This is a genomic window from Shewanella sp. MTB7, from assembly GCF_027571385.1.
Lineage (GTDB): Bacteria > Pseudomonadota > Gammaproteobacteria > Enterobacterales > Shewanellaceae > Shewanella.
Map to the genome: position 1 here is coordinate 5,657,431 of NZ_CP085636.1, position 24,806 is coordinate 5,682,236.

The window sequence follows — 24,806 nt, forward strand, 5'->3', positions numbered from 1 at the left end:
TCATAACGCCTTTAACTTGATGTTTTTAAACCAAACAGGATCGCTATGATCTTGCAACCCTATATGCCCTTTTGACGCTTGTGCAAAACCAACCCATGAGCTGAATTTACTGTTCGCGACCAATACATTCCATTTATCACTGCCTACCACCACGTCAGCGGTTTCCACGCCATTCTGCCAAACCGTTAATACACTGTCATGCAGACGAATATCGACTTTATTCCACTCTCCGGCAACGCGATGCGAGGCTGTGGGTGACGCCACGATGTCATACAGGGATCCCGATAGATGAGAATCAATTTTATTATCTGCATGCCGTTGGTTATCGATGATCTGTACTTCAATCCCGTGGGAGTATATTTGTGAACCTAGTTCATCCGCCAACACAAAAATACCACTATTGCCTGCGCTGGATATTTTCCACTCTAAGGTTAATTCAAAGTTTTGGTAAACTTGCTTAGTGAGGAGATCCCCCCCTCCTCCTTCAGATAGATAGATGCTGTTCTTATCGATTATCCATTTGGGGTTGATCCCATCTTGTTTAAAGTTACGCCATTGCGACATATCTTTACCGTTAAAAAGCAGTTGCCAACCATCCTCTTTCTCCTGCTTAGATAACTGATTGTCGGCCGCGAAACTTGCCATCGCCAATGTTGAGAACAACAATGCACAGATAAGCTTTTGCCATCGATTAATTAACCTTACGCCCTGCTTAGCCATTAATACTTCCTCACATATTTCAGTTTATTATTGTTTTTTATAAATGATTCTTATCACTATTTTTATAATTGATTTAATACGTTGTCTAAGTCTTGTTCTGCCTCTTTTTTCGCATATATAACACCAATCCAGCAAAAGCAAAAATAAGCACAAACGGAAATGCACTTAGGTTTGCCAGAGTCGATTGACCCGCGACCAATTCAGCGAGTTCAGGGCGAGTATTGGCAGCAATCGCTTGCTCTCGAGATTGGTCGATCCAATGGCCGATCACTGGATTCCACATGCTGACCGCAAACATACCCACGCCGCCAATAATCGACATTCCCAAGGCTCCAGATTGCGGTATGTTCTCTGCGACAAAACCTATCATGGTTGGCCAGAAATAGGTCACTCCTAATGCGAAAATCAACGCTGATACATAGACCATGCTTCCTGTTGCCGTGCTCATGGAGTAGATACCAACAGTGGTAACAATGGCGGAATATAACAGTACACCGGATGGGTTAAACCTGCGCACTAGGGGGCCGGCAAAAAAGCGCCCAACCGCCATCACTCCAGTCACCATTGCCATGATTAACATCGGCGATGTGCCAGAGGCACCAAGAATGCGCTCAATCCATTGTTGGGTACCTAACTCGCTGGTTGCAGTTAAGGTCATGCAAAATGCCATAAACAGGAACAGAGGCGAAAATAACCCCTTAATATTGTTCGCGGTGGAGGTATCGATATTATCTGTTTTAGGAAAAGGTTGGCTGATGATGAGGTAACCATAAATGAGCGTAGGGACTAACATAACAGCAATCTGTGCTTCCCAGCCAAAACTCATGTCCGTCATCGCTTTGGAGATAAGCGCCCCAACCACTATTCCACCGGGAAACCACACATGAAAACGGTTGAGCATAATGGTTTGCTTCTTATGATACATATCTGCAATCAATGGGTTACATCCTGCTTCCACCGCACCGTTAGCAAAACCGATGCAGAAACTGGAGAGAAGTAAAAGCCAAAACCCATCCGCCGACATGGTCAAGAGTAAGCCGATAATATGGCCGACAAAAGCGATGATGACCAGTTTTTTAGCGCCTAAAAAGTTATACAGCAAACCACCTAACATGGTTGCAACTGGGAAGCCCAAAAACGCCATCGCATTAATCCAACCCAGCTCGGTATTCGTTAACGCAAAGTCTTCGCTGAGCTGACCGAGTATTCCGGCGCGAATGGCAAACGTCATGGCGGTCACCGTGAGCGCTAAACAGCTCGCGATAAACAACCTATTTCTATTAATATCATCTGACATATATTTCCCTACAGTCCTAAAATACTGCGATTTAATGCTTCATCTACACCACTTGATGTGAAATCATCGAACGCATAGTCAGGTGTTCTTATTAAATGTTGTTCGATAAATGACGCGCCCTCTGCTGCGCCATCAGCGGGATGTTTTACGCAACATTCCCACTCAAGCACTGCCCAACCATCAAAGCCATACTGAGTTAACTTGCTAAAGATTTGTTTGAAATCGATTTGACCATCACCCAGAGATCTAAAACGTCCAGGGCGTTGCTGCCAATCTTGATAACCGCCATAAACACCGCTACGACCATTGGGCCTGAACTCCGCATCTTTGACATGAAAAGCCTTAATACGCTCATGGTAGATATCGATAAATGCGAGATAGTCGAGCTGCTGCAGCACAAAATGGCTGGGGTCGTAGAGAATGTTGGCTCTGGCATGATTTCCAGTAGCATCTAAAAATCGCTCAAACGTCACGCCATCGTGCAAGTCTTCTCCCGGATGAAGCTCGTAGCACAAATCCACCCCAGCATCTTCAAACTGGTTTAGCAGTGGTAACCATCTCTTCGCTAACTCCTTAAACCCATCCTCAACTAACCCTTGGGGTCGCTGTGGCCATGGATAAACCGTTTGCCATAACAGGGCTCCCGAAAATGAAGCATGGGCATTCAACCCCAAGGTTTGACTCACTTTAGCCGCCATCGACACTTGCTCAATGGCCCACTGTGTTCTTGCTGCTGGATTGTTCTTCACTTCATCGGGAGCAAAAGCATCAAACTGTTTATCATAAGCGGGATGCACTGCCACTAATTGGCCTTGTAGATGAGTGGACAACTCACTGATACACAAGCCCGAATCGGTAATAATCCCTTTAATTTCATCGCAGTAAGTCTTGCTTTTATAGGCGAGTGACAAATCAAATAAACGAGCGTCCCATGTTGGAAGCTGCACCGCCTTATATCCTAGATCGGCAGCCCATTGGCTGATGCTTGTTAAATTATTAAATGGCGCATCATCTTGGCAAAATTGAGCAAGGAAGATACCAGGACCTTTAATTTGAGACATAATTACCCCTCTCCTACATTGGTGTCGGTTCCGAGAGTAAATGCCTGCCACTTTGTATCAGAATCATTGGCTTTAACCACATTTTCGATAAAGGCCATACCACGAATCGCCTCTTCGATACCCGGCACATCAAACAAACGGTTATCACAAACTTGCCCAGCTTGTTTCGCCCTTATCTGCCTAACAAAATTGCTGTAGATATTCGCGAATGCCTCTAAGTAACCTTCTGGGTGGCCAGCGGGTGTTCGCATTGCTTGCCTAGCTGCAGGGCACATCTCACCCACGCCGCTACGGATCATCTGGCTTGCTTCAGTATTGGATTTCAACCATAAGGTATTAGGGTCTAACTGAGACCACTCAATACTTTTTCTGTCTCCATAGATTCTTAAGCTAAGGTTGTTTTCATCCCCAATGGCGATCTGGCTCGCCAGTAATACCCCTTTGGCACCGTTGGAAAATTTCAGTATTACAGTGCCGTCATCATCTAAGATTCGACCTGCAACCGTGGAAGTCAGATCGGCGCACAGTGCAGTAATGGTGATACCAGCCACATACTCAACTAAATTAGCAGCATGTACTCCTATGTCACCCATACAACAACTGATACCTGACTTGCTTGCATCTAAACGCCAACTCGCCTGTTTACTGACTTCATCTTCCTTTAATGCTAACCAGCCTTGGCTGTACTCAACCACCACTTTGACGATATTACCCAACTCCCCCTGAGCGATTAAATGCCGAGCTTGTTTAATCAACGGATAGCCAGTGTATGTTTGGGTTAACCCATAGAGCACATCATGTTGTTCTAGCAGCTTTCTTAATAGCAAAGCTTCATCGAAACGGGTGGTAGCGGGTTTATCTGACAACACATGAAAACCATATTCGATGGCCATTTTCGCCACGGGGAAATGCAGATGATTAGGGGTGACAATCACCACAAACTCCATGCGTTGCTCTGGGGCAAGTTGAGCTTCGCGTATCATCATCTCTTGATAAGTGGCATAACAGCGATGCTCTGGCAGATACAAGGCTTTGCCTGACGCTATGCAGCGTTGAGCGTCGGAACTAAATGCACCGCAAACGAGTTCAATACTACCGTCTAGAAAAGCCGCAATACGATGAACTGCGCCAATAAATGCGCCCTCACCACCGCCAACCATCCCCATGCGAATCTTCTTCATTATTATTACTCTTACTTTAATAAGCACTATCTACTATAAGAGTTAGCTGCAAATATGTGTTATTAATAAATCGGTTGTGAATGCAACAAATTCAGCGTTTATAGATTAGTATTATCGAAAGACGTCAGACAAGGGCGAGCTATTGAACACTCATAAAAATAAGGATTTCCTCAAACAAATTGAGATTGAACAGCTTATCGACATGTTCGATTTACTGCCTGGCGTGCTCTTTTGGATTAAAGACAAAAATCATAACTTTATTCATGCAAACCAGGCTTTTATTGAACATAAAGAGGTTAGGAGCCTGAATCAGATATTGGGGAAGAATGATTATGATTTCTCTCCTGCACATCTGGCTAAACAGTTTATTCGTGATGATGAGAAAATTTTAGCAGGACAAAGCGTCACAGAACGATTAGAGATGAACATGACACAAACTGGCGATCCGGCTTGGTACGCAACCTCTAAACGCCCATTGTCAAATCAAGCCGGTGAGATCATCGGCTCATATGGCATAACAAGGCATCTACAAAAACAGGCAATGGCACTATCCGGCGTTGACGCGGTTAAAGTCCCTGTCGACTTTGTCAGAGAGCATTACCACCGTCATTTCACTGTCGAAGAGTTAGCCGATGTAGCCCATCTATCTGTCAGCGCCTTAGAGAGGCGGTTTAAAAAATACCTCACCAAAACCCCAACACAGTTTATTAAAGAGGTTCGTTTAGAGAATGCCCGTCGCTTATTAGTTGAAACTGATATTGCGATCTCGCAAGTGGGTGATGAGACAGGCTTTACCGATCACAGTTATTTCAGTAAACAGTTTCGGCTTTTTTTTGGTGAATTACCCTCAGATTTTAGAAAAAAAGCGTCCAATTGAACAATCATAGTCCATCACGATAGACAAAGCTAAGTGTTTAAAAGCTGTGATGATTATTGGAAAAAAGCCCTTCAGCCAACAACATTTTAGTAGATTCACCACTTATAAATGTAATAAAAGTGTTAAATACATTTACAATATCAATAACTTCTGGCTAAAACTCAAGCTGACTTTTCTGTTAGACTAACTGCGTCTAAATAGATAGGTGGGCAATATGAATCGTTTACAGTCCTCAAAAGGTTTTACATTAATCGAGTTAGTGGTGGTGATCATCATCCTTGGCATTCTAGCTGTTGTTGCTGCACCTAAGTTTATAAGCTTGAGCCAAGATGCCCACGATGCCAGAGCCAAGGCCGCTTTTGCCGCATTTACATCTGGGGTTAAGATGTACCATAGTTGCTGGCTTACAGGTGGTCATTCAGGTTATACAACCGATCTTGCCTGTTATGGTGATGGCACACTGGACTCTACAACCACAGGTTACCCATTAGGGACTGACACAACGACCAGCGCCCTTGGTACTCGATTGCAAGGGGACTTTTGTGCTGAAATTTGGCAAGGACTATTAGAAAATAACGAATTTGTACTCGCGACTCACTTTGATTGGCAAACAGTGCCGGACGTTGACATCGTCTACTGGTACGCTGGTGGCCCTATTGATATTACTAACCCATCTCAAACTTTCTGTTACTTCAACTATGTTTCAGACGATCGCAGTGTCGGCAGTGAAAACTGGACACTCAAATATTATCCCACGGATGGTAATACCCTAGTCAGTCGGACAGTTTTATCCGCACCATAACCTCTTTTTCTAGATATTCAAGTTTCGCAACTTGTCAGATAACATGTTTCAAATATCGCTAGATGGTTAATTTTCATTTTATTAAATAAATCCGACAAGTTTAAATACAAAATGGTAAACCTGCCCGATTTGATATCAAATTAATCAACATACTTTATTTACTGTGCAGTGATGAAGGGATCCCAGTTAACAAAGTATGATACAGGGTGTAATATCCCAACGGTGACTTTAATTTGTACCTGATATGTTTGAGTGCCGGTGTTTAAGGCCTGACCTATCCAGTAACTCCCGTCAGATTGCTTTATTGGTTGACCAGCAGCACTGAAAACACTACCTTGCGAAATAGTAAAACCCGTTATCTCGACTTTATCTCCTGTGGTTCCTAGTGCGTTTATAGGAACACATTTAAAGCCGATAAGACTTCCAACATTACAACAAGTGTGAAGTTCCAGCGTTCCTTCTCCTGTACTACCATTGGCTTCCTGATTATCCATCATATAGATGCCTTGACTGATATTATTACCATTCTGGCTTGCTACATATGATGTATCAACGGCAATTTCAATCGCGGTTAATGGGTTCAGTGAACTCTCGGTGCTTTCTTCTTTCACGACTTTTAAGTTTTCATTTATCATCATCATTATATTATTCCTCTAATTTTTCGATTAATAGAATCAAAAAGTTACTTATTTGAAACCGTTAAAACAGGATTGATAGTGGTTGAAATTCCTGTTCCACCGGCTGGTTGTGCATTGAAAGTAACGCCATAAGTATCACTTCCATTAGCCTGAACTTGACCAGTCCAAGTGCTCTGGTCTACCTGAGTAGGTGTACCTCCCGCACCAAAAACAGCTGAATTGCTGAAGTTTTGGATAGATAATTCACCATTCCAATTTTTGTTCGTATTAAGAACTTGCCAGCAAACTTTTGTATTTGTAGATACATTGGTGTTGAGGTTTACAGTCCCCTCTAGAGAACTGCCGTTATTGTGGTTACTATCGACCAGATAAACACCTGTCGTTGATCCATTTTGGAGTGCATTTGTATCGACCCAAATTTGCACGAACACACCACATTCAGATGGTTGAATGTTAGCCATAGTTATTCCCCTTAAATATTTACATTTAGATAATTGAGTTCCAGGCATTAAAATTTTTATTAAAAATAAAACCTAAATTTAATTTAAGAACTTTACTTATATATTGATTTTAATGTTTGATGATATTTAGCAAACTGCCACGGTACCATTATTTCCTTGCCAATGATTTGCGGTCCTAAATGCGCAACAAGCCGCACAATTGAAACTACCATGTATAGGTCCATCTAGACTAAAACATTGACCTTGACCGGTATTAGCAGCGGTACATGCTGAAGCTCCGACGCCGTCTACCGCATTTTTCTGGTTACCTGTTGCCGATAATGTAAAACCTACATTTCGATTAATAGGTTGTGATTGTGTTGGAAGGAACATATTCGAATCCTTATTTAATAATTGTCCTTATATCAGGCTAATTATTAAAAAATAAAAAAGAATAAATCGTTATTTAAAGGTTAATCATCCTAAATTACGACATTACGATTCATTCCTTTTAAAACATACTTTAAAATATTTTTAGCAAACAGTGCTAGCACATGTTGCAAGACAAAGTGCTTTGGGCGTTGGTGCTAAAGCATCGCAAGCAAGTTTACATAGAGTGCATGCGAAACCTGATGGCGCAACACCTTGATTAACGCTCGTTGTACTAACAACATGTGAAACCGGTTGTGCTTGATTTGGTAAATACATAATTTAATCCTCGAAATAGTTACCTCGGGTTGATAACAAGTTGTTTGCTCTATATGAGCACCTTCAAATCATGTTCCCGTTACATGATTTATTCTTCACTTTAGACAAAGGTTATTCCGACTTTAATAGCAAGCCTTTGCAATTAAACATATTAATAAACATCCCAATGACGAACTTTCCCTACAGTTACAGGTATTACGTCACTCACATCAACAGTAAAGCGGTATACATGACGTGCCTGCTCTAGACGTTTAGCAGGGTTAAAGAAGCTAAGTTTGACATCCCAGCAGTCTGATCCTGGACGGCAAATAGGGCTACGCTCTACTTCAATTCTGTCTAATTTCATGTCTGCTTGTATGGCCTTTGTATAGGCTTCTGAAACTTGAAAAGCATTCGTTGCTGCATAGTTCATTGAACGCTCCTGTGGAGTCGTCCCTAAATTACGAACTTCATAGTAAATACGCTCCAAGAAATTCTGAATTCCTTCAATCTTGATAGCATGTAACTCTGCCTTTTTCTTATCTGTTGGACATGCTCCTGCAATCGCCTCAATGAGCTCATTGGTAGACCAACCATACATACCACGCAGGTCAGGAAATATGAGAGGGACGACTTGTCCATTGAGGAGTGTTTCAGAACCAGAAATTAAACCAGGAACAGAAACCCTTTCCATATTATCGAGCAGTTGTGACCTTAGAAGAGCCTTGAGCCTATCGAAGGTATTACTCGCAAACGGACCATAAGGCTGAATGGCATAAACAACTGTTGCGTCTAGACTTAACGTCCAAATGACATTCGCAGCTGATGCTGGATCTGTTTTAAAGTAATCTAAAACGGCAATTGGATCGTTAATATTGATTCCAGATATCTGTTGGAAGGCATCTCTCTTTGTTTCCGTTCCGAAATCAAATCCAATCTGGCCTAACGCATAAGCTTTTTCGGGTTCTACTTTCGCTTGGTTACAGCCACAATCGGAAGCTTCGACTTCACTCGATTGAATTGCTGACGGGGCATTAGAAACCAGCTCGGGAATAGCGAGCTCAGATATTGCTTGTTGATTTATAGTGACATTAGATTCTGTTACAGCGGTTTCAGATGCCGCAGTGTTAGCTAAAGAATTTTCACTCATGATACTTCTCCTTTGATTAATTAGATTGCTAGCTGTTGATATATAAGATTTATTGAGGGTATGACTAACACCGACTTTCGGATTGAATGACGATGGATAGAATTGAGGTATGGCTTGTTGATTATTTTTTTGCAGTGAAAGAGTTTCTGCAATCTGGGTTTTAATGCTCGAATGAGCTGATGCAATATTCAGTCTACCTCGTAAAATCCGTTGACAATCCGCTTCCGACTCAAAATTACAACTTTCGACGGTATCCAATATAGCCGAGCGTACTTTTTGCGGAATTGCGACTAAGCCATTCTTATGTTGTAAGCTTAATAACAGTGCTGCGATACCTGAAACTATAGGAGCTGAAAAGCTTGTGCCACTGCGTACAGTCGCCCCGCCCCCAGACTTAGCCCCAAGAACATTCTCCCCCAAGGCTAATATTCCATTCTCTTGGTAATTGTCTCCCCAATTACTAAACTGCAGCGGTTCGCCATTTTTATCCATCGCACCGACAGTTAAAACAGTCGAAATAGATGCTGGTACATGTAAACAACGACAACCGTTGTTACCTGCAGCGGCCACCACCATCACCCCGCTACCGATACATTGTTGGATTGCCTTTTCAAGCACAGGTTCAGCACTTCCACTCGATGTTAACTCTCCTCCACTGATGTTTATTATGTCGGCACCATGGGCTAATGCTTGGTTAATTGCTCGAGCTAAATCTAACTGGGAGCAGACACGAGATCTGTCATTTGCTGAAGTGTATATAGGAACAATAAGACCGCGACACTGAGGGGCGATACCAAGCACTTCGCTGTCATGCTGAGCAAAAATAACACTACTAACATGCGTACCGTGTTGAGAGGCAGAATCTAACCCTACTGAACTTTTTGCTATCGTCTCAATTTCACCAATATTCGCACCTCCAAAACAAGCGTGTGATAGATCCACTGGGCCATCAAGGATAGCGATACAAACAGCTGCATCCCCCTTAGTCTCACTCCATAATCCCTGTAGTCCGGGTAGTTCAGAAATATTGTTCATACATCACCTGTTGCTAGCTGAAATTAACGGGGGAACTCCCCCTAACGAACTAGAAGCCAAGATATATTTATACTGCTAAAAATAACATTACAGGGTATTACAGCTATCCAAGGCCGTAAACTCATTACCTTAATCCTAATTAGCGGCCTAAGCGCGGTATATTACAAATCCGCAATATGCGTATTGAATAAGTATTTCCACTATTTTAATGAACATTTAATTCCCAACATAATGACGAAAACAGTCACTATCATTTATTGAATAAGATAAGTTTTTCACAATTATAAATCGAAGAGATTGATAACGAGTATAGAGACGACTGCAAGTCTCAATTTCAAGGAGAGGTAGCTAATTAAAGAAATCTAAATAGTATAAACCCACCCTATTAGCAGATTATTCATTAATTAATTCATCATACAGCTCGAATTAAAGCTAAATACCAACTTCATACTAACTAAGCAAAATAACGCAATAATGTTTATACCAATCCCACTAATAATATGATCATTCAGCGGGAGTTCAAAGCCCTGTAGGCAAGGCGGATGCTTGAAGCTAATAGTTATTCTATATCGAAAGCCTCTAACGTAGCATAAAGGACTTTGGAACCCGCACTACGTGAGCCTCTCAGGTATTCCACTTCTGCTTTGCATTGACTAAAAAGGGAACAACCATTTCTTCATCAATGCGCCTTAAATTGAAAAACCTGAGTGGTTCTGAATTGATCACCTATTTAATGGAATTGGTATTATTACATTATTTAATATATACGGAGTTACTCGACAGCAGAAAAATCAACGAATATACTCTGACCTGATTGGGGGTAATCTTGAGAATCCCACTGCCCACCTTCATTTTTAAATTGTATATAAACACCATCAACTGTTTCGGTTACTGTCACACCAGATCTGGTGTCTGTTTGTCCGATTGTCGAAACACTTGTACAGACATCTTCAGTATATAGAATATCCTTAAATGTAGCAGCATAACCCCTTTTGGTTGCTCCGACTTTATCGCAAATATAACTATCTATGTTGTTATTGGCAGTAATTTCATAAATTCTAGTTTTATTAGATGACTTTTCTCTAACGTTAACTTCCATTGTAGTACTAGGGTTTAAATCACAGTTGCCATCTTGAATGGGATTATGATTGCTACAGAAAGCGGTTACAGCATAAAGATCTGGATTATTGATCAATTGATGTAATGTCACTCTAGTCGCTCTCTTTCCGTCTGCTACCGCGTTAAATGACAACAAACAAATGCTGGTTATTAACAATATTTTTGATCTCATGATTAAAATCCATTTATTAAATTAGTAAAGAAACAGATTTCAATCTATATAACAAATATAAAAAATCAATTAACTCATACATACCTGAAACAAACCATTTGGATTATACAACCACACTGTTTGGAATAAATATTACTAAACGCATGATTATATAACTTGAGCAACATAGAAAACTATTTTAGCTTGTGTTATTAGAATATATCCATGCTTTGAATTATTTAATTCAAAGCATGGATCACAGTGGGACCTATTGAAGATTAAATATTTAGGTAAATATAAGTCTTTATTTCAATGCGGCTGCTTTCTTGGTAAATAAACACTAATCAACGCCGTTATCGCCAACATAGCTGAAGATATCCATAAACAGGCTTCAAGTCCTGCTATTTGAAACACATAGCCAGAAAGTAAAGTGCCTAAAAGTCGTCCCATGGCATTGGCCATATAATAGAAACCAACATCCATGGATACACCGTCATCACTGGCATAACTGACAATCAAGTAACTGTGTAGGGAGGAGTTAATCGCAAACACGCCACCGAAGATCATTAACCCTATGATTAAGACCAGTTTTGGTGCAAATGAGACACTCAGTGCCAGCGCTATAATCGCAGGGATAGTCGTTAACAAACTCGCCCACAGCAAGGCTGTCCGACCATCGGGTAGTTTTCCTTGACGCATCCCTGTCAATCTTGGCGCTATGGTTTGTACAAAACCATAGGCGATGACCCAGAGAGCCAAAAAGCCACCGACATAATAATGATCCCAACCAAACACACTGGCCAGATATACTGGCAGAGCAATCACAAACCAGACATCTCTGGCGGCAAATAGAAACAATCTCGCAGCCGATAGAATATTGATGCTGCGACTTTTAGAAAAAATCTCACTGAACTTAGGCTTACGCTTAGCCTTACCTAAATCCTTTTTAAGCAGGAATAAGCTCAGCAACCACACTAGTGCCAACACCAGTGCCATACTGCCAACAGCACCAGTAAAGCCCAACAGAGAAAGCAGTGCCCCCCCTAAGAAAAAGCCAGCACCTTTAAGCGCATTCTTAGACCCGGTTAACCGTGCCACCCACACGTAGAGCTTGCCCTGTTCACCTTTATTCACCAGCAACTTGATTGAACTCTTCGCGCTCATCTTATTCAGATCTTTAGCGATCCCAGATAAGCCCTGAGCGGCCATGACCCAAGCTATAGTCAACATAGATGTTGGTAAGAGCAACATAGACAGGGCTATCACCTGCAGAGCTAAGCCTAAGTTCATGGTGCGATTAAGACCGAACCTTGCCCCTAGATAACCACCAGCTAAATTAGTCACCACGCCAAAGAACTCATAAAAGAGGAACAACATGGCGATCGCCATCGGTGTATAACCCAACTGATAAAAGTGCAGCACCACCAGCATCCGCAGTGCGCCATCGGTCAGAGTAAATACCCAATAATTACCCGTTACAACCAGATACTGTTTCACCTGTTCAGGCAAGGCTTTAAGCTTAGTTAGCATCTAATTTCCCTAGTTTCGAGTTTCGAGTTTCGAGTTTCGAGTTTCGAGTTTCGAGTTTCGAGTTTCGAGTTTCGAGTTTCGAGTTTCGAGTTTCGAGTTTCGAGTTTCGAGCAGAAAAGTCTAACAACCATAGAGCAAGCCTCAAGCTATTCAGCTAAGATCTTTGCTTTAGCTTGTAACTCGCAACTTTCTTAGCTTTATCTCGAAAGCTTATCTAAACGCCCTACCATTCTGGCTAATTCCACGGTTCTGTTTGCGTATCCCCACTCGTTGTCATACCAGACATAGAGCTTCACCTGAGTGCCGTTAACCACCATGGTCGAAGGTGCATCGATAATGCTTGAACGAGGGTCAGTTTTATAATCAACTGAAACCAGAGGACGCTCTTCATAGCCAAGAATATCTTTTAGTTCTCCCTCTGCGGCTGCTTTGAGCAAGGCATTAATTTCGGCCTCCGTCGTCGGGCGGTTTAACTCAAACACACAATCAGTGAGCGAGGCATTCGCCAACGGAACCCTTACAGCATGACCATTGAGCTTGCCTTTAAGTTCAGGGAAGATATGAGTAATGGCGGTAGCCGATCCCGTTGTGGTCGGAATAAGACTTAATCCACAGGCGCGAGCACGACGCAGATCTTTATGGGGAGCATCTAGGATAGTTTGAGTATTGGTGATGTCATGAATTGTGGTCATTGAGCCATGCTTAATGCCGATGCTCTCATGGATCACTTTCACCACAGGCGCTAAACAGTTAGTGGTACACGAGGCGGCAGTCACGATTGGATGAAGCTGCTTATCATAATCTAGATGATTTACGCCCATCACGACATTAAGCACGCCCTCCTCTTTTACCGGCGCAGTTACCACGACTCGCTTAACACCTTGATCAAGATAAGCTTGCAGTAGCACCTTAGTTTTCATCACGCCAGAGGCTTCGATAACCAGATCGCAGCCTGACCAGTCGGTTTCTGCAATCGCCCTGTTTCTCGTGGTTGTTATGCGTTTGTCACCGATAACAATATCACTGCCATCATTGACAGCTTCATGCAGCCAGCGACCATGAACTGAATCAAACGTCAGTAGATGCGCTAAGGTCTTAGCATCACCGGCTGGATCGTTAATCTGCACAAACTCAACGTCATCCCAATCCCACGCTGCTCTTAATGCCAAACGTCCCATGCGACCGAAGCCGTTGATCCCTATCTTGATACTCATATAAAACTCCGCCTCTACAACTAAAAACACTTAAAATCACATATTCACACTGACAATCGTCAGGTTTAGCTCACCCTACTCACAGCAACTTCTAACTCGCTCAGGCCTATCTCCCATCGATTTCAGGTGAGCAAGATTCTGCTCAATCAGCTCTCCATTGGCCGAGCAGGTTGCATCTATGACCCTAAGTGCCCACGCTGGCAAATTCGGATTGATACGGTAAAAAATCCACTGCCCTTGACGTTTATCTAGCAACAATCCTGTCTTACGTAGCTGAGCTAAATGTCTGGACACCTTAGGTTGGCTCTCTTGCAGCGCTTGCATCAATTCACAAACGCACAGCTCCTCCTCGGCGTTAATTAGCATCAAGCTACGCAATCGAGTCTCATCACTGAGGGCTTTAAACAGATCCAGAGCAGTCATGGTCAATCTCATTAAAATATAAGCAACAATATATATGGATAATCATATATATGTTTATCCATATATTCAAACTTAATTTATATAGCAGAGTGTCGAACTAAAAAAAGTACAGAGAAAGTAACGAGTATCGAGTTAAAGACTGCGCAGAGGAAAGCAGCGAGTATCGAGTTAAAGACTGCGCAAAGGAAAGCAGCGAGTGTCGAGTTAAAGACTGCGCAGAGGAAAGCAGCGAGTATCGAGTTAAAGACAGCGCAGAGGAAAGCAACGAGTGTCGAGTTAAAGATAGTACAGAGGAAAGCAGCGAACATCGAGTTAAAGACAGTGTAGAGAAAGTTGCGAGTAACGAGCTAAAGCTGAGACAAAATCTCAATACTCTGCAACTTTGGTTTGAACTGCTCATAGCTTAAAGCATTAGTCGCGAGTCGCGGGCTAAAGACAGTGCGGAGAAAGCTGCGAGTAACGAGTTAAAGCTGGATCCTGAGATAAACTCAGGATGACAACAACAAGGCCGTCATGCTGAACTTGTTTCAGTATCCAGCTCTCATCTTTTAGCTCGTAACTCGTAGCCAGTAACTCGCAGCTACTCCTAACTTCACTAGCTCAGAATTAATTACCGGCTATCTTCATTTCACTCAGTAATATTCCACCGGTGCGGATCGATGAACGCATGTCGCGATCGCTACTTACAGCGACAACATTTTGGAACATATCTTTAAGGTTGCCTGCGATGGTGAACTCTTCAACTGGATAAAGGATAACGCCATTTTCAACATAGAAACCAGCAGCACCACGAGAGTAGTCTCCAGTGACTGCATTCACACCTTGACCCATCACCTCAGTCACGATAATCCCAGTGCCCATCTGCTTAACGAGATCGTCGAACGTCTGGCCTGTATGACCCAAGGTCCAGTTGTATATACCACCAGCATGTCCAGTATTTTTAAGCCCAAGCTTCCGCGCCGAGTAACTGGTCATTAGGTAAGTCTGAAGTACGCCGTCCTTAATAATGCTTCGATCTTGTGTCGCCACACCTTCGCTGTCATATATGGCGCTGGCTAGTGCCCCTTTAAGATGTGGCTGCTCTTCAATTGAGAACCAATCTGGGAATATTTTAGTGTCGATAGAGTCTAGCAGGAAGCTGGATTTACGATACAAACTACTGCCGCTAATCGCGCCAATTAGGTGACCCATTAGGCCTGTTGCTATGTCTGGTGCTAATAAAATTGGCAATTTAGTGGTCGCCATTTTTCGGCTATCTAAACGACCTAACGTCTTCTCAGATGCCTTTCTTCCCACCTCTTCCGGTGAAAGAAGTTCATTAAAATTACGTGAGATAGTGTAGTCATAGTCACGCTGCATGTTGCCATCACTTTCACCGATGACAACACAACTTAAGCTGTAACGAGAGGTCGAAAAACCGTCAAGAAATCCATGGCTATTACCATACACTTTTATGCCTGTATGGGCGTTAGCACTGGCGCCATCAGAATTAGTAATACGGCTGTCAACACTCAACGCAGCCTCTTCGGAACGCGCCGCCAATTCTGTTAACTGCTCAGCAGAAATATGTTGAGGATGATACAGATCAAGATCGGGAAATTCAGTCGCCATTAATTCGGCTTCAGCCAAGCCATTATAAGGGTCGCTAGAGGTGAAACGAGCAATATCATCGGCTGCTTTTACCGCAAGTCTAATCGCTTCTGGACTGAGATCTGAAGTCGATGAACTGCCCTTACAACCATTACGGAACAGCGTAATACCTAACGCACCATCTTTATTAAACTCTACGGTTTCGACCTCTTTAAGCCGAGTAGATACAGATAATCCTTGCTGTTTGCTAATTGCAACTTCGGCAGCCGTTGTACCCAGTTTATTGGCATACTCTAGGGCCATAGAAACGGCGTCTTTTAACGAATTTAATTCAAGGTCAATGCTAGCTGTAGTCACAAATCTGCTCTTTTGTTATCAGGAATTTAGTAAGCATAACAAACCCAATTGCCAATCACATTAAATAACTATCAAAGCAGCCCTAAAGAAGATCAAAGACAACTCAAAACCTGCTGCACTATCAATAAAAGTCGCGATATTAAACGACACAGATTAACTCGAGTTTAAGTGAGTGATCACTATCCATTGTAATGCGGAGGAAGAGATAGGCGATTTTCTCCTAAAATGTTATTATTAACTTAGTATTTTTTAGAGAATTTTTTTATGAAAGTAATCGGTGACTCGGAACATTTTAAACAGCCCTTTGATCATGATGAAGATTATGTCAGTAGAGCCGACGCTAAACGTGAAATAGCCGTTTACCAAGAACTTGGTATGAAGCTAGTTGTACTGAGTAAAACTCAGATCGACAAGTTAGATCTTGACGAAATAATATACGACAACATACTGAAAACAAAGACGATAAAAACCAATACTGAGGCGTACCGTCGTCACTTACAGTATATTGGTAAACTAATGCGCAATGTTGATGTAGAAGCATTACAGTTAGATATCAAAAACGTACTGAATCAAAACAGCAATGAAAGCGCTAAACAAAACGTTGCTGAGAAGCTAAAAGATCAGCTTATTAGTGAAGGCGATGCAGCGATTCAGGAACTCATTGAAAAGAATCCGAATTTGGATAGACAGAAATTACGCCAACTTATTCGTCAATCTAAGAAGGAACTGATTAAGAAACCTGAGCAAATATCTAAGTCAGCAACTGAGTTAGTAAAATATTTACGTACAGAAGTATCAGAATAATTTAGTTTTTATCACGAAGTAGTTATAATAAGTCCCATACTTTTTAACACTTCCTTTAGGATGTTGCTAATGCGACTGATAAAATCGGCTCTTGTTCTTCCTATTTCTCTTATTGCCCTCTCTTTTCTTGGGGGCTGTAATGGCTCTTCAGATGATAGTGGTGGCGAAGAAAACAGTGGCGAGTATGCACTATCTCTCAGTTATAAAACCGTAGTAGATGGAAAATGCGCTGAACCTACCAGTGACGTGAGTTTTCCAAGTAATGTCAATATCTGCGCCGTAGCCAAATTAACTAAAGGCGGCAGCGCTAGCAGCGGTGGACTCGTGAGTTTCAGCGCAACCCTTGGCACTATAGTTCCCCCGACTAAGCTCACCAACTCAAGTGGCCTCGCCGAAGTGATCCTAAGTCCGGATCCTGATACTCAAGGTGCAGGGACAGTCACCGCTCAATTCGACACTAAAGCGGCAGAGAGCAATATTCTATCCGTCGAACGAAATTATGAATTTGTCGATAATGGTGGCACACCAATTGAAAACACGCCGAAGATAAGCGCCAGTATTCAACTCGGAACGGCTAGCGTCACCCAGTTTAAGGTCGATGAAGCTGTACAACTTCAAGCACAATTTCTCGATTCATCCAGTGTTGGCATAGCCGATCAACTCGTCACCTTTACTGCTGGCACTGTAACGCTCAATCCAAACACGGCTCTAACTAATGAGCAAGGTATTGCTCAAGTTATCTATACTCCGGCGACAACCGACTTAGGCGCAGCAAATTTGAATGTGTCTATCACATACAAAGACCAGAATTATCAGAGTAACAGTTTATATGAAGTGCTATCTGCCGATGCTATAGGCGGAGATGGCGTGCTTAAATTAGGCCATTTCAATTCAGCAGAGCAATTTGTCGAAAGTGAGTTAGCAACAACCCTTGCTCCTAATTCTGAGGGTGAGTATGTTATCAGTGCTGGCGGTAGTTTAGGTGTTACCGCGACACTGGTGATTCAAGCCGATGACGGCACTATCACTCGCGTTCAGACACCTTCCTCAATCACTTTTAGCTCAGATTGTGTCAGCAGTAATAATGCGAGTCTAGATACCCCTATTACGACCTTATCCGGTGATGCTAGATCTACTTTTCAAGATACTAGCTGCAGTGGCAACAGTGAGCGCAATGACATCATCACAGCCACGACATTGGCAGGAAACCAAACCTTAACAGCGACACTTGCGTTGACGTTAGAGCGTCAAACTCTGGCTAATATCGGTTTCGTTTCTGCCGAGCCTACCAGTATCCGCATCAAGGGCGCTGGCGGTACGGGCACCACTGAATCATCACTGATCACCTTTAATGTCACCAGTGCCAATGGTCAACCTACGGCTCAGCAGGAGGTCAACTTTAGTCTGGACACTGTGGTAGGCGGTCTGAGTTTTGCTAATGGACTCAGCACAGCCGAGAGTCTGACAAACTCTGCAGGTATTGCCACCGTGAGGGTACTCTCTGGTACTGTGCCGACTCCTGTGCGCATCGTAGCCTCGGCGACCGATGCTGATACAGGAAAGATTATCAGCACGCAATCTGAGCAGCTCACCGTAAATACTGGTTTGCCTCAACAGCTAGGATTCAGTTTATCGACCTCTATTTCCAACCCAGAAGCCGAACAGTTTGATGGAGAGAAAGCAACGATCACCGCCTATACCTCAGATAGCTTCGGTAACCCAGCCCCTGATGACACTGTCATTCAATTCACCACTGAAGGGGGCCAAATTGAAGCCGATTGTGCCACAGTAAATGGGACCTGTTCAGTTACTTGGACATCGGCAAACCCCAGAGTTCCGGATCATCGCATCACGGTGCTTGCCTATGCCCTGGGTCATGAGACCTTCTTCGATACCAATGGTAACAACATTTTCGATGATGGTGCCGCTGTCGATGCCTGTTTGGGTGGCGATATTATAATAGCCTGTAGTGGTAATGGTATGGACAGAGAAACCTATAAGCCTAATGGTTTTAGTGACTTGCCTGACGTTTTTCGTGATGACAATGAAAATACAGTCTTTGATGAAGGCGAAAAGTTCTTTAATACACAAGCAAGCACAACCTATGGCCCACGTGACACCCTGTTTAATGGCCCACAGTGTGAAGGGAATTTATGTGGTACAGGCCAAGCTAACAAAACTTATATTCGCAAAGCGTTAGTAATGACCATGTCAGGCTCAAGTGCTGACTTTACCATCTGGCAAGGCAATAACCTTATCCGTGATGATTTTGGTCTGGAAACGGCTCCGATTGTCCCCCTAACGGATATTCCGGCAGGGCAGTCATCAAGTTTTACAGTACAATTCTATGATGATGCTTATCAAATGATGCCAGCCAGCACTCAGGTTGCAGTTACAACTTCGGCAGGAGAGCTTATCTTCGATGTTTTTGGAGTTGCTAACACGACACACCGTGGCGGTACCACTACAGGTTTTGTTATCATTAACGATACCGATCCAACTAGTCCCGGAGAGCCTGAGAGAACGAGCAGTGTGAGTATTAATCTGACTACGCCGAATAACTTTAAGTCAGGGGCAGGGTTAACGATTAACCTATCGGGAACATAATCTAATTTAGAAAAACAAAAAGCCCATTTAGATGCCGATCTAAATGGGCTTTTTGTTAGCTTTAGCTTGATATAAATTGATCTGACCACTTAATACTTCGAACTTCAAAACTTGCTCTCTAGACTAACTTACCTTCTTTCAACCTTCTCGATACCCCGTAAACGGCCAGCACGAAGAAAATAGCAAACAAGCCCCATAACTGCAGCCATTTAGGCATGATACTCGTCCATGATGCGCCCATTTGATTAAGCTCTAACATCCCCATAATAGCCGGAACCGCGGGGATCACTTGGGAGATCCAGATCAACGGCTCAGGAATTAATGCCAAGGGCCAAACAAAGCCAGAGACAAACAAGATAGGCATAGAAGCCAATAGCAGCACCTGAGTTGGCAGATCCCGGCGTACAAACACACAGCTTAATGCCACGCCTGCCGCACTAGTTGCCAGCAAAAAGGGCAGTAAAAACAGTGCCACCAATCCTAGACTTGCTTGAATGCTAACCTGATACCAGTAGAAGCAGAACCCCACATAAAAGCTGGCAAAAAACGAATAGATCAACATGAACGCTGCAATACGACCACAGATCAGTTTTAGTGGAGATAGATCTTGCCAATACCCTCTATTTCGCCACTGACCTGCACCTAATATCCCAGTGCCGATAAGTAAAGTTTGGTGCAAGATCAGCAGGAAAAGCCCAGGGACAACATAAGGGGTATAGCCAAGGCTTGGATTAAACGCCGGCACACTGTTTATCTTAACCGAGTTAAGGTTCATGTTCGCCTGTTGAGGGGACTCTCCTTTCGCCAACAGACCGAGTAATTGCACTTGCTTACCGGCATCCATACCAGCTGTGACTAAGCCTTCCACCACCGCAGAATAGATCAAGAAATAACTGGCATCTCCGCCATAGCTTAGGGTCACTCCTTTGCCTAGTAACAAATCTCGCCTAAAAGCATAGGGGATAACTAACAGTCCATGGGCTCGTCCTGACTCAATCCAAACCTTAGCTTCACTTATGCTACCAACTTGGCCTATGACACTAATTTTCGGACTCGCATCGACATGCCGGATCAGGCGACGACTCAATGAGCTGTGATCCAGATCCACTACCACTACCTGCTGATCTGTCGGCACTTGATGCAGATAAGGCAAAGGATAGAGAACCGAGTAGAACAACACGCCGCCAAACAGAGTCACAAGGATAGCCTTATCCGCGACAATAGCGCTTAGCTCGGTCCACACTAATTGCCAAAAACTCATGCGGTGATTATTCATCCTTTAACTCCAGACTCACCTGCTAATGATATTTGAGTCAAGGGTTCTACCACAATACGGCGAGACAAAACAATAAGCACAGGAATGATAAACAAAAAGCCCCAATAACTGGCAAATTGGACCACGATCGTCTGCCAAGTGGAGCCGTAGCTGATAATGCTCACATGCGAATCAATATAGTGACTCGATGGCATGATTAAACGCCACCACTGAGCAAGCAAGGGCATTTCATGCACGGGAAACGTTATCCCCATAAAGGCAAACGCAGGAGCAAACATCGCGGTGCCAAAACTCGCCATACGGGCACTGTCACGCATAATGAAAAATATCAGTAGCACCACTAACCATATCGCCAATAACATCACAGTTTGGGCCAGTATCAGCAGGACTAAATCTCCCGCTGCGGGCAGTGCAAGGTATTGATATAACAGCACCAAAATGAAGCTACCATGCATTAATAAAATCGGTGTAAACAGCGCTATTTTTGCCCCTATCCGCAGCCAGATCCCATCACCCGCTATCAAACTTCCTGTCGGAGTCAGCTCCCGGCTCAGACTGTTGGAGAAGATTAACATGGCCAACAGCTGCAACAAGGCCACTAACACTGGAGGCACAAGAAAGCCCACGTAGTTGTTATTGCGATTAAACAGCGCCGTAGTCTGACTCGTCACAGGGCTTAGACTCACTGCCACTTGAGATTTGGGCACACCTTGGAACAGTAGCTTCATACCGGCAACATCGAGTAATCCTGCGCCAAGTGTTAGCTGGATCTGACTCGATAGTAACTTGCCCACCAGCAGAAACTGACTGTTATAGCGTATATCTATGGTGGGGCTATGACCTGTCACTAAATCACGCTTTAAACCGTAAGGGAAAACAATGATCCCATAGACCTCAGCCTGCCTCATAGCTGTTACCGCCGCAGGTAGATCCACAAAGCTTTGAGGGGAGATAACTGGATTTGCTGCCAGTTTTCGACTCAACATGCGACTCAATTGGCTATTGTCATGATCGACAATAGCCACGGGAAGTTGCCTAGGTAATCCAGCGCTAAAAAGCCACCATAGGCAGAGTATACTCAAAATTGGAATATAGCTGACCAAGGCAAGTTGCCAAGGAGAACGCCATAATGCCTGCAGTTCTCGTCGAATAGAGGCGACTATACTGGTCATGGTAAGCCTGAACCTTAGTGAGCAAACAGGACAGACATACCGACACGCAGATCATCTATCTTTGCATCGGGACGCAGTTCAACTTCAAAAGTGCGCATATCAAAATCATGGTCACTCTCAGTCGAACGCCAAGTTGCAAACTCTCCCATAACACTGACATAGGTCACGGTGAACTCGACATCACGCCCTAATGCAGGCAGAGTAAGTATCAATTTATTGCCTTTAGTGAACTGCTTAAGCTCATCTTCACGAACCTGGAACACCGCCCAGGCATCGTTCATATCAATCAGACTCACAACCGGAAAACCACTGGGTGCCAGCTCGCCAGCTTGCAATAGTACTTCACTTATCTCACCGGTTTTTGGCGAACGCATCTGGCTGTCAGCCAAGATAGCGCTCACTTCATTCACAGCACCTTCTGCCATGCGAGCGTTACCCGCAGCGGCCGCTTTAGTCTCTGAACGAGCGCCCTCTTCCGTCATCTGATACATAGCCAGTGCGGCTTGTTCTGTGTATTTTGCCGCTTGCCATTGGGTAAAAGCTTCATCACGTTTCTGCCTAGCAACCACACCTTCAACAAAAAGATTTTCGATTCTATCAAAAGTCGTCTTACCTAATGTTGACGCCGCCTTTGCCTTCAGCCACTGCTCCTTAGAAGCCATAACTTGTTGTTTACGAGCACCGCTATCAGCTTCCAGTTGCATCGCTTTAGCTGCATCGCGACCGCCTTCGGCCTGCATTAGCTTGGCATCAAGCTCTGGACTGTGAATAGCAAATAACAGATCGCCCTCCTCCACCACGTCACCACGGCGCACCAAAACCTGTTCTACCCGACCCGGTACTTTTGAAGACACATTATATTCCTGCGCTTCAATCTGTCCCTGCAAGATCTGTGGCTTAGGACTGTAAGCCAGCTTTAAGCCGTAGCCCAATAGGATCACCAGTGCCAAGAGTGCGACAACGGCGAGCAGACGATTAGCACGCATTTTTATCTCCAAAATAGTAATAGTTGTATTTTATAACCTGTTCGTACGACCGATAAAATCATCCAATTGTCCGCTGATACTCATCAAACGTGCATAGGACTGAACATAACGGTATTTGGCACCGAGTTGCTGCATTTTTACGGCGCTAAGCTTCAGTTCGGCATCGACTCTATCTATTGAAGTCGACAAACCTTGATTAAAAGCCATTTCACGCAGACGTAGATTTTCTTCAGCCAGACTCAATGACGTATTAAGCGCTACGGCTTCCTCTTGCGCCTGTTGCAGTTGACGGTAACTTTGATCAAGTAACAGACTTAAGTCTTGCTGAGTTTGCGCCTTAGTATATCTAGCTTGTAGCAGCGCACTTTTCGCCGCTTGCACTTTACCACTGCGTCCGTCTCGGCTTAGTAGAGGCACCTTAACACCTAAACCTACCATCCAATCTGGCTCAACCTTAGAGAACAGGCTGTCATCTTCATACAAGGTGTAATTACCGTAGAGAAAAACGGTGGGTTTATAACGTCCTTCTTCGACCTCGATCAAACCACTCGCTTGATCTTCTTTAGCTTCGAGTAATCTTAATGCCGGATGCTGAGTCATGGTTAACTGACTCAAGCGTGGTAGCGAGGGCTGATTTGTCAGCATGAATAACTGAGATGCTGGAGTCACACTGCGTTGATGTAACATACGAGATAACGCGATCATCGCCATCTCATGTTGACGCTTAGCACTGCCAGCACTCACTCGAGCATTCTCTAGCGCGACTTGCGCATTGAGCCTTTCAACCTTAGCGATCTGACCTTGTTCTTCCAATTTAAGGGCATGATCCACATGTTCAGATAAAGAGGCAACTAATTGCTGCTGCGTCTGCATTAACTTCTCTGTCACTGACACGGCGTAATATCTGTCGACTAACAGAGTAAACAGATCTCGGGTGACGAGTTGCAACTGCTGTTCTTTCTCCACCACTTGGGCAGCATGGATCCCTTGAGCTGCGGTGATCTTGCCACCAGTATAGATGGGCCACATGGCTTGTAGACTTGCACGGAAAATATCTTGTTCGGTAAAGGGGGTGACAAACATTGAACTTGGAATACTGGCCAATGCACCGCCCAGAGCTGGGGGTAAGCTGCCAGGATCGAGCGAAGCTAACGGATTGAGATCCTGAAGATCCAGCTCGATCGGTTTTTGGAGATGAGTATAACTACCATTGATATCAAGAGAAGGCATGCCAAGATCTTCACCTGCTTCCTGCTCAGCTTGAGCCCGCAACACTTCTTGAGATTCGGCCTGAAGCTTATCGCTCACGGTCAATAACTGCTGCCACGCAGTGGTAAACGTCATCGGTTGAGCCAGAGAAGTACCTGATACTAAGATCAGAGACAAGCAAACGAACCGGGTTATTTTCATCTATACCTCAAATAACTTTCAGCAAAAGCAAGTGCATTGCGCCATTAGAGTATTGACTCTAATTTATCGAGAGATGATAGCACCGATTAACATCAAGGACTAGCTACAGAGTTTCTAAGTTACTACATATCCTGGAATGTTCGTAAGTTCAGTTAGAGCCCGCAGCAAACTGCTGCTAGATCTTGATAAGAGCAAGGTTGCTTATCCCTAGAATGAAGCCTAGGGATCTTATATCAACCTCTCAATTCTATAAGCGAAGCATTCTAGCAGTGAGTCTGC

General features: G+C 43.7%; 21 protein-coding genes. 4 read left to right on the forward strand and 17 right to left on the reverse strand.

Features of this window, described 5'->3' with window-relative positions; genetic code table 11:
* From HWQ47_RS24680 to HWQ47_RS24695, 4 genes are all read right to left on the reverse strand, one after another.
* On the reverse strand, positions 1-720 hold the full coding sequence (locus HWQ47_RS24680) for a 3-keto-disaccharide hydrolase (RefSeq protein ID WP_269968619.1): 720 nt from the start codon (positions 718-720) through the stop codon (positions 1-3).
* An 85-nt stretch (positions 721-805) separates the two neighbouring features.
* A complete protein-coding gene (locus HWQ47_RS24685) occupies positions 806-2,017 on the reverse strand; it encodes an MFS transporter (protein WP_269968620.1) in 1,212 nt (403 codons plus the stop codon).
* 8 nt (positions 2,018-2,025) lie between these two features.
* Positions 2,026-3,078, reverse strand: coding sequence for a sugar phosphate isomerase/epimerase family protein (locus HWQ47_RS24690; protein WP_269968621.1), 1,053 nt, complete (start codon positions 3,076-3,078; stop codon positions 2,026-2,028).
* Positions 3,079-3,080: 2 nt separating this feature from the next.
* On the reverse strand, positions 3,081-4,259 hold the full coding sequence (locus HWQ47_RS24695; protein WP_269968622.1) for a Gfo/Idh/MocA family protein: 1,179 nt from the start codon (positions 4,257-4,259) through the stop codon (positions 3,081-3,083).
* Between the two features lie 202 nt (positions 4,260-4,461).
* On the opposite strand from HWQ47_RS24695, the gene HWQ47_RS24700 reads away from it, so the two are divergent.
* Both HWQ47_RS24700 and HWQ47_RS24705 read left to right on the forward strand, forming a co-directional pair.
* Positions 4,462-5,136 (forward strand): AraC family transcriptional regulator, encoded by a 675-nt coding sequence (locus tag HWQ47_RS24700; protein ID WP_269971853.1) that lies wholly within the window; start codon positions 4,462-4,464, stop codon positions 5,134-5,136.
* A 214-nt stretch (positions 5,137-5,350) separates the two neighbouring features.
* Entirely contained in the window at positions 5,351-5,938 is a 588-nt protein-coding gene (locus tag HWQ47_RS24705; protein ID WP_269968623.1) for a type II secretion system protein, read from the forward strand.
* A 158-nt stretch (positions 5,939-6,096) separates the two neighbouring features.
* On the opposite strand, the gene HWQ47_RS24710 is transcribed toward HWQ47_RS24705, so the two are convergent.
* The 9 genes from HWQ47_RS24710 to pmbA all read right to left on the reverse strand — a co-directional run bounded on the left by HWQ47_RS24710 (position 6,097) and on the right by pmbA (position 16,272).
* On the reverse strand, positions 6,097-6,579 hold the full coding sequence (locus HWQ47_RS24710; protein ID WP_269968624.1) for a hypothetical protein: 483 nt from the start codon (positions 6,577-6,579) through the stop codon (positions 6,097-6,099).
* A 41-nt stretch (positions 6,580-6,620) separates the two neighbouring features.
* Positions 6,621-7,037 (reverse strand): hypothetical protein, encoded by a 417-nt coding sequence (locus tag HWQ47_RS24715; protein WP_269968625.1) that lies wholly within the window; start codon positions 7,035-7,037, stop codon positions 6,621-6,623.
* Between the two features lie 126 nt (positions 7,038-7,163).
* Positions 7,164-7,409 carry a hypothetical protein gene (locus HWQ47_RS24720; protein WP_269968626.1) on the reverse strand — a complete coding sequence of 82 codons (246 nt, stop codon included), beginning with the start codon at positions 7,407-7,409 and terminating at the stop codon, positions 7,164-7,166.
* 466 nt (positions 7,410-7,875) lie between these two features.
* Positions 7,876-9,888 (reverse strand): PatA/PatG family cyanobactin maturation protease, encoded by a 2,013-nt coding sequence (locus HWQ47_RS24725; RefSeq protein ID WP_269968627.1) that lies wholly within the window; start codon positions 9,886-9,888, stop codon positions 7,876-7,878.
* Between the two features lie 772 nt (positions 9,889-10,660).
* Complete coding sequence (locus HWQ47_RS24730; protein ID WP_269968628.1) at positions 10,661-11,179, reverse strand: hypothetical protein; 519 nt, start codon at positions 11,177-11,179, stop codon at positions 10,661-10,663.
* Positions 11,180-11,467: 288 nt separating this feature from the next.
* Positions 11,468-12,688 (reverse strand): organoarsenical effux MFS transporter ArsJ, encoded by a 1,221-nt coding sequence (gene arsJ / locus HWQ47_RS24735; RefSeq protein ID WP_269968629.1) that lies wholly within the window; start codon positions 12,686-12,688, stop codon positions 11,468-11,470.
* A 197-nt stretch (positions 12,689-12,885) separates the two neighbouring features.
* Positions 12,886-13,902, reverse strand: coding sequence for an ArsJ-associated glyceraldehyde-3-phosphate dehydrogenase (locus HWQ47_RS24740; RefSeq protein ID WP_269968630.1), 1,017 nt, complete (start codon positions 13,900-13,902; stop codon positions 12,886-12,888).
* Between the two features lie 75 nt (positions 13,903-13,977).
* Positions 13,978-14,325, reverse strand: coding sequence for a metalloregulator ArsR/SmtB family transcription factor (locus HWQ47_RS24745; protein ID WP_269968631.1), 348 nt, complete (start codon positions 14,323-14,325; stop codon positions 13,978-13,980).
* A 606-nt stretch (positions 14,326-14,931) separates the two neighbouring features.
* Entirely contained in the window at positions 14,932-16,272 is a 1,341-nt protein-coding gene (gene pmbA, locus HWQ47_RS24750; protein WP_269968632.1) for a metalloprotease PmbA, read from the reverse strand.
* A gap of 264 nt (positions 16,273-16,536) precedes the next feature.
* On the opposite strand from pmbA, the gene yjgA reads away from it, so the two are divergent.
* Together yjgA and HWQ47_RS24760 are read left to right on the forward strand one after the other, a co-directional pair.
* Positions 16,537-17,076, forward strand: a complete 540-nt coding sequence (yjgA, locus tag HWQ47_RS24755; protein WP_269968633.1) for a ribosome biogenesis factor YjgA — start codon at positions 16,537-16,539, stop codon at positions 17,074-17,076.
* A 69-nt stretch (positions 17,077-17,145) separates the two neighbouring features.
* On the forward strand, positions 17,146-19,683 hold the full coding sequence (locus tag HWQ47_RS24760) for a hypothetical protein (RefSeq protein ID WP_269968634.1): 2,538 nt from the start codon (positions 17,146-17,148) through the stop codon (positions 19,681-19,683).
* A gap of 118 nt (positions 19,684-19,801) precedes the next feature.
* Here the strand turns inward: HWQ47_RS24760 and HWQ47_RS24765 are convergent, their stop codons facing one another.
* From HWQ47_RS24765 to HWQ47_RS24780, 4 genes are read right to left on the reverse strand one after another with little or no spacing between them, the layout of a single operon-like run.
* A complete protein-coding gene (locus HWQ47_RS24765; protein WP_269971854.1) occupies positions 19,802-20,944 on the reverse strand; it encodes an ABC transporter permease in 1,143 nt (380 codons plus the stop codon).
* 11 nt (positions 20,945-20,955) lie between these two features.
* Complete coding sequence (locus tag HWQ47_RS24770; RefSeq protein ID WP_269968635.1) at positions 20,956-22,131, reverse strand: ABC transporter permease; 1,176 nt, start codon at positions 22,129-22,131, stop codon at positions 20,956-20,958.
* 14 nt (positions 22,132-22,145) lie between these two features.
* Entirely contained in the window at positions 22,146-23,117 is a 972-nt protein-coding gene (locus HWQ47_RS24775; RefSeq protein WP_269968636.1) for an HlyD family secretion protein, read from the reverse strand.
* A 30-nt stretch (positions 23,118-23,147) separates the two neighbouring features.
* Positions 23,148-24,527 (reverse strand): TolC family protein, encoded by a 1,380-nt coding sequence (locus tag HWQ47_RS24780; protein WP_269968637.1) that lies wholly within the window; start codon positions 24,525-24,527, stop codon positions 23,148-23,150.
* Positions 24,528-24,806: the final 279 nt, after the last annotated feature.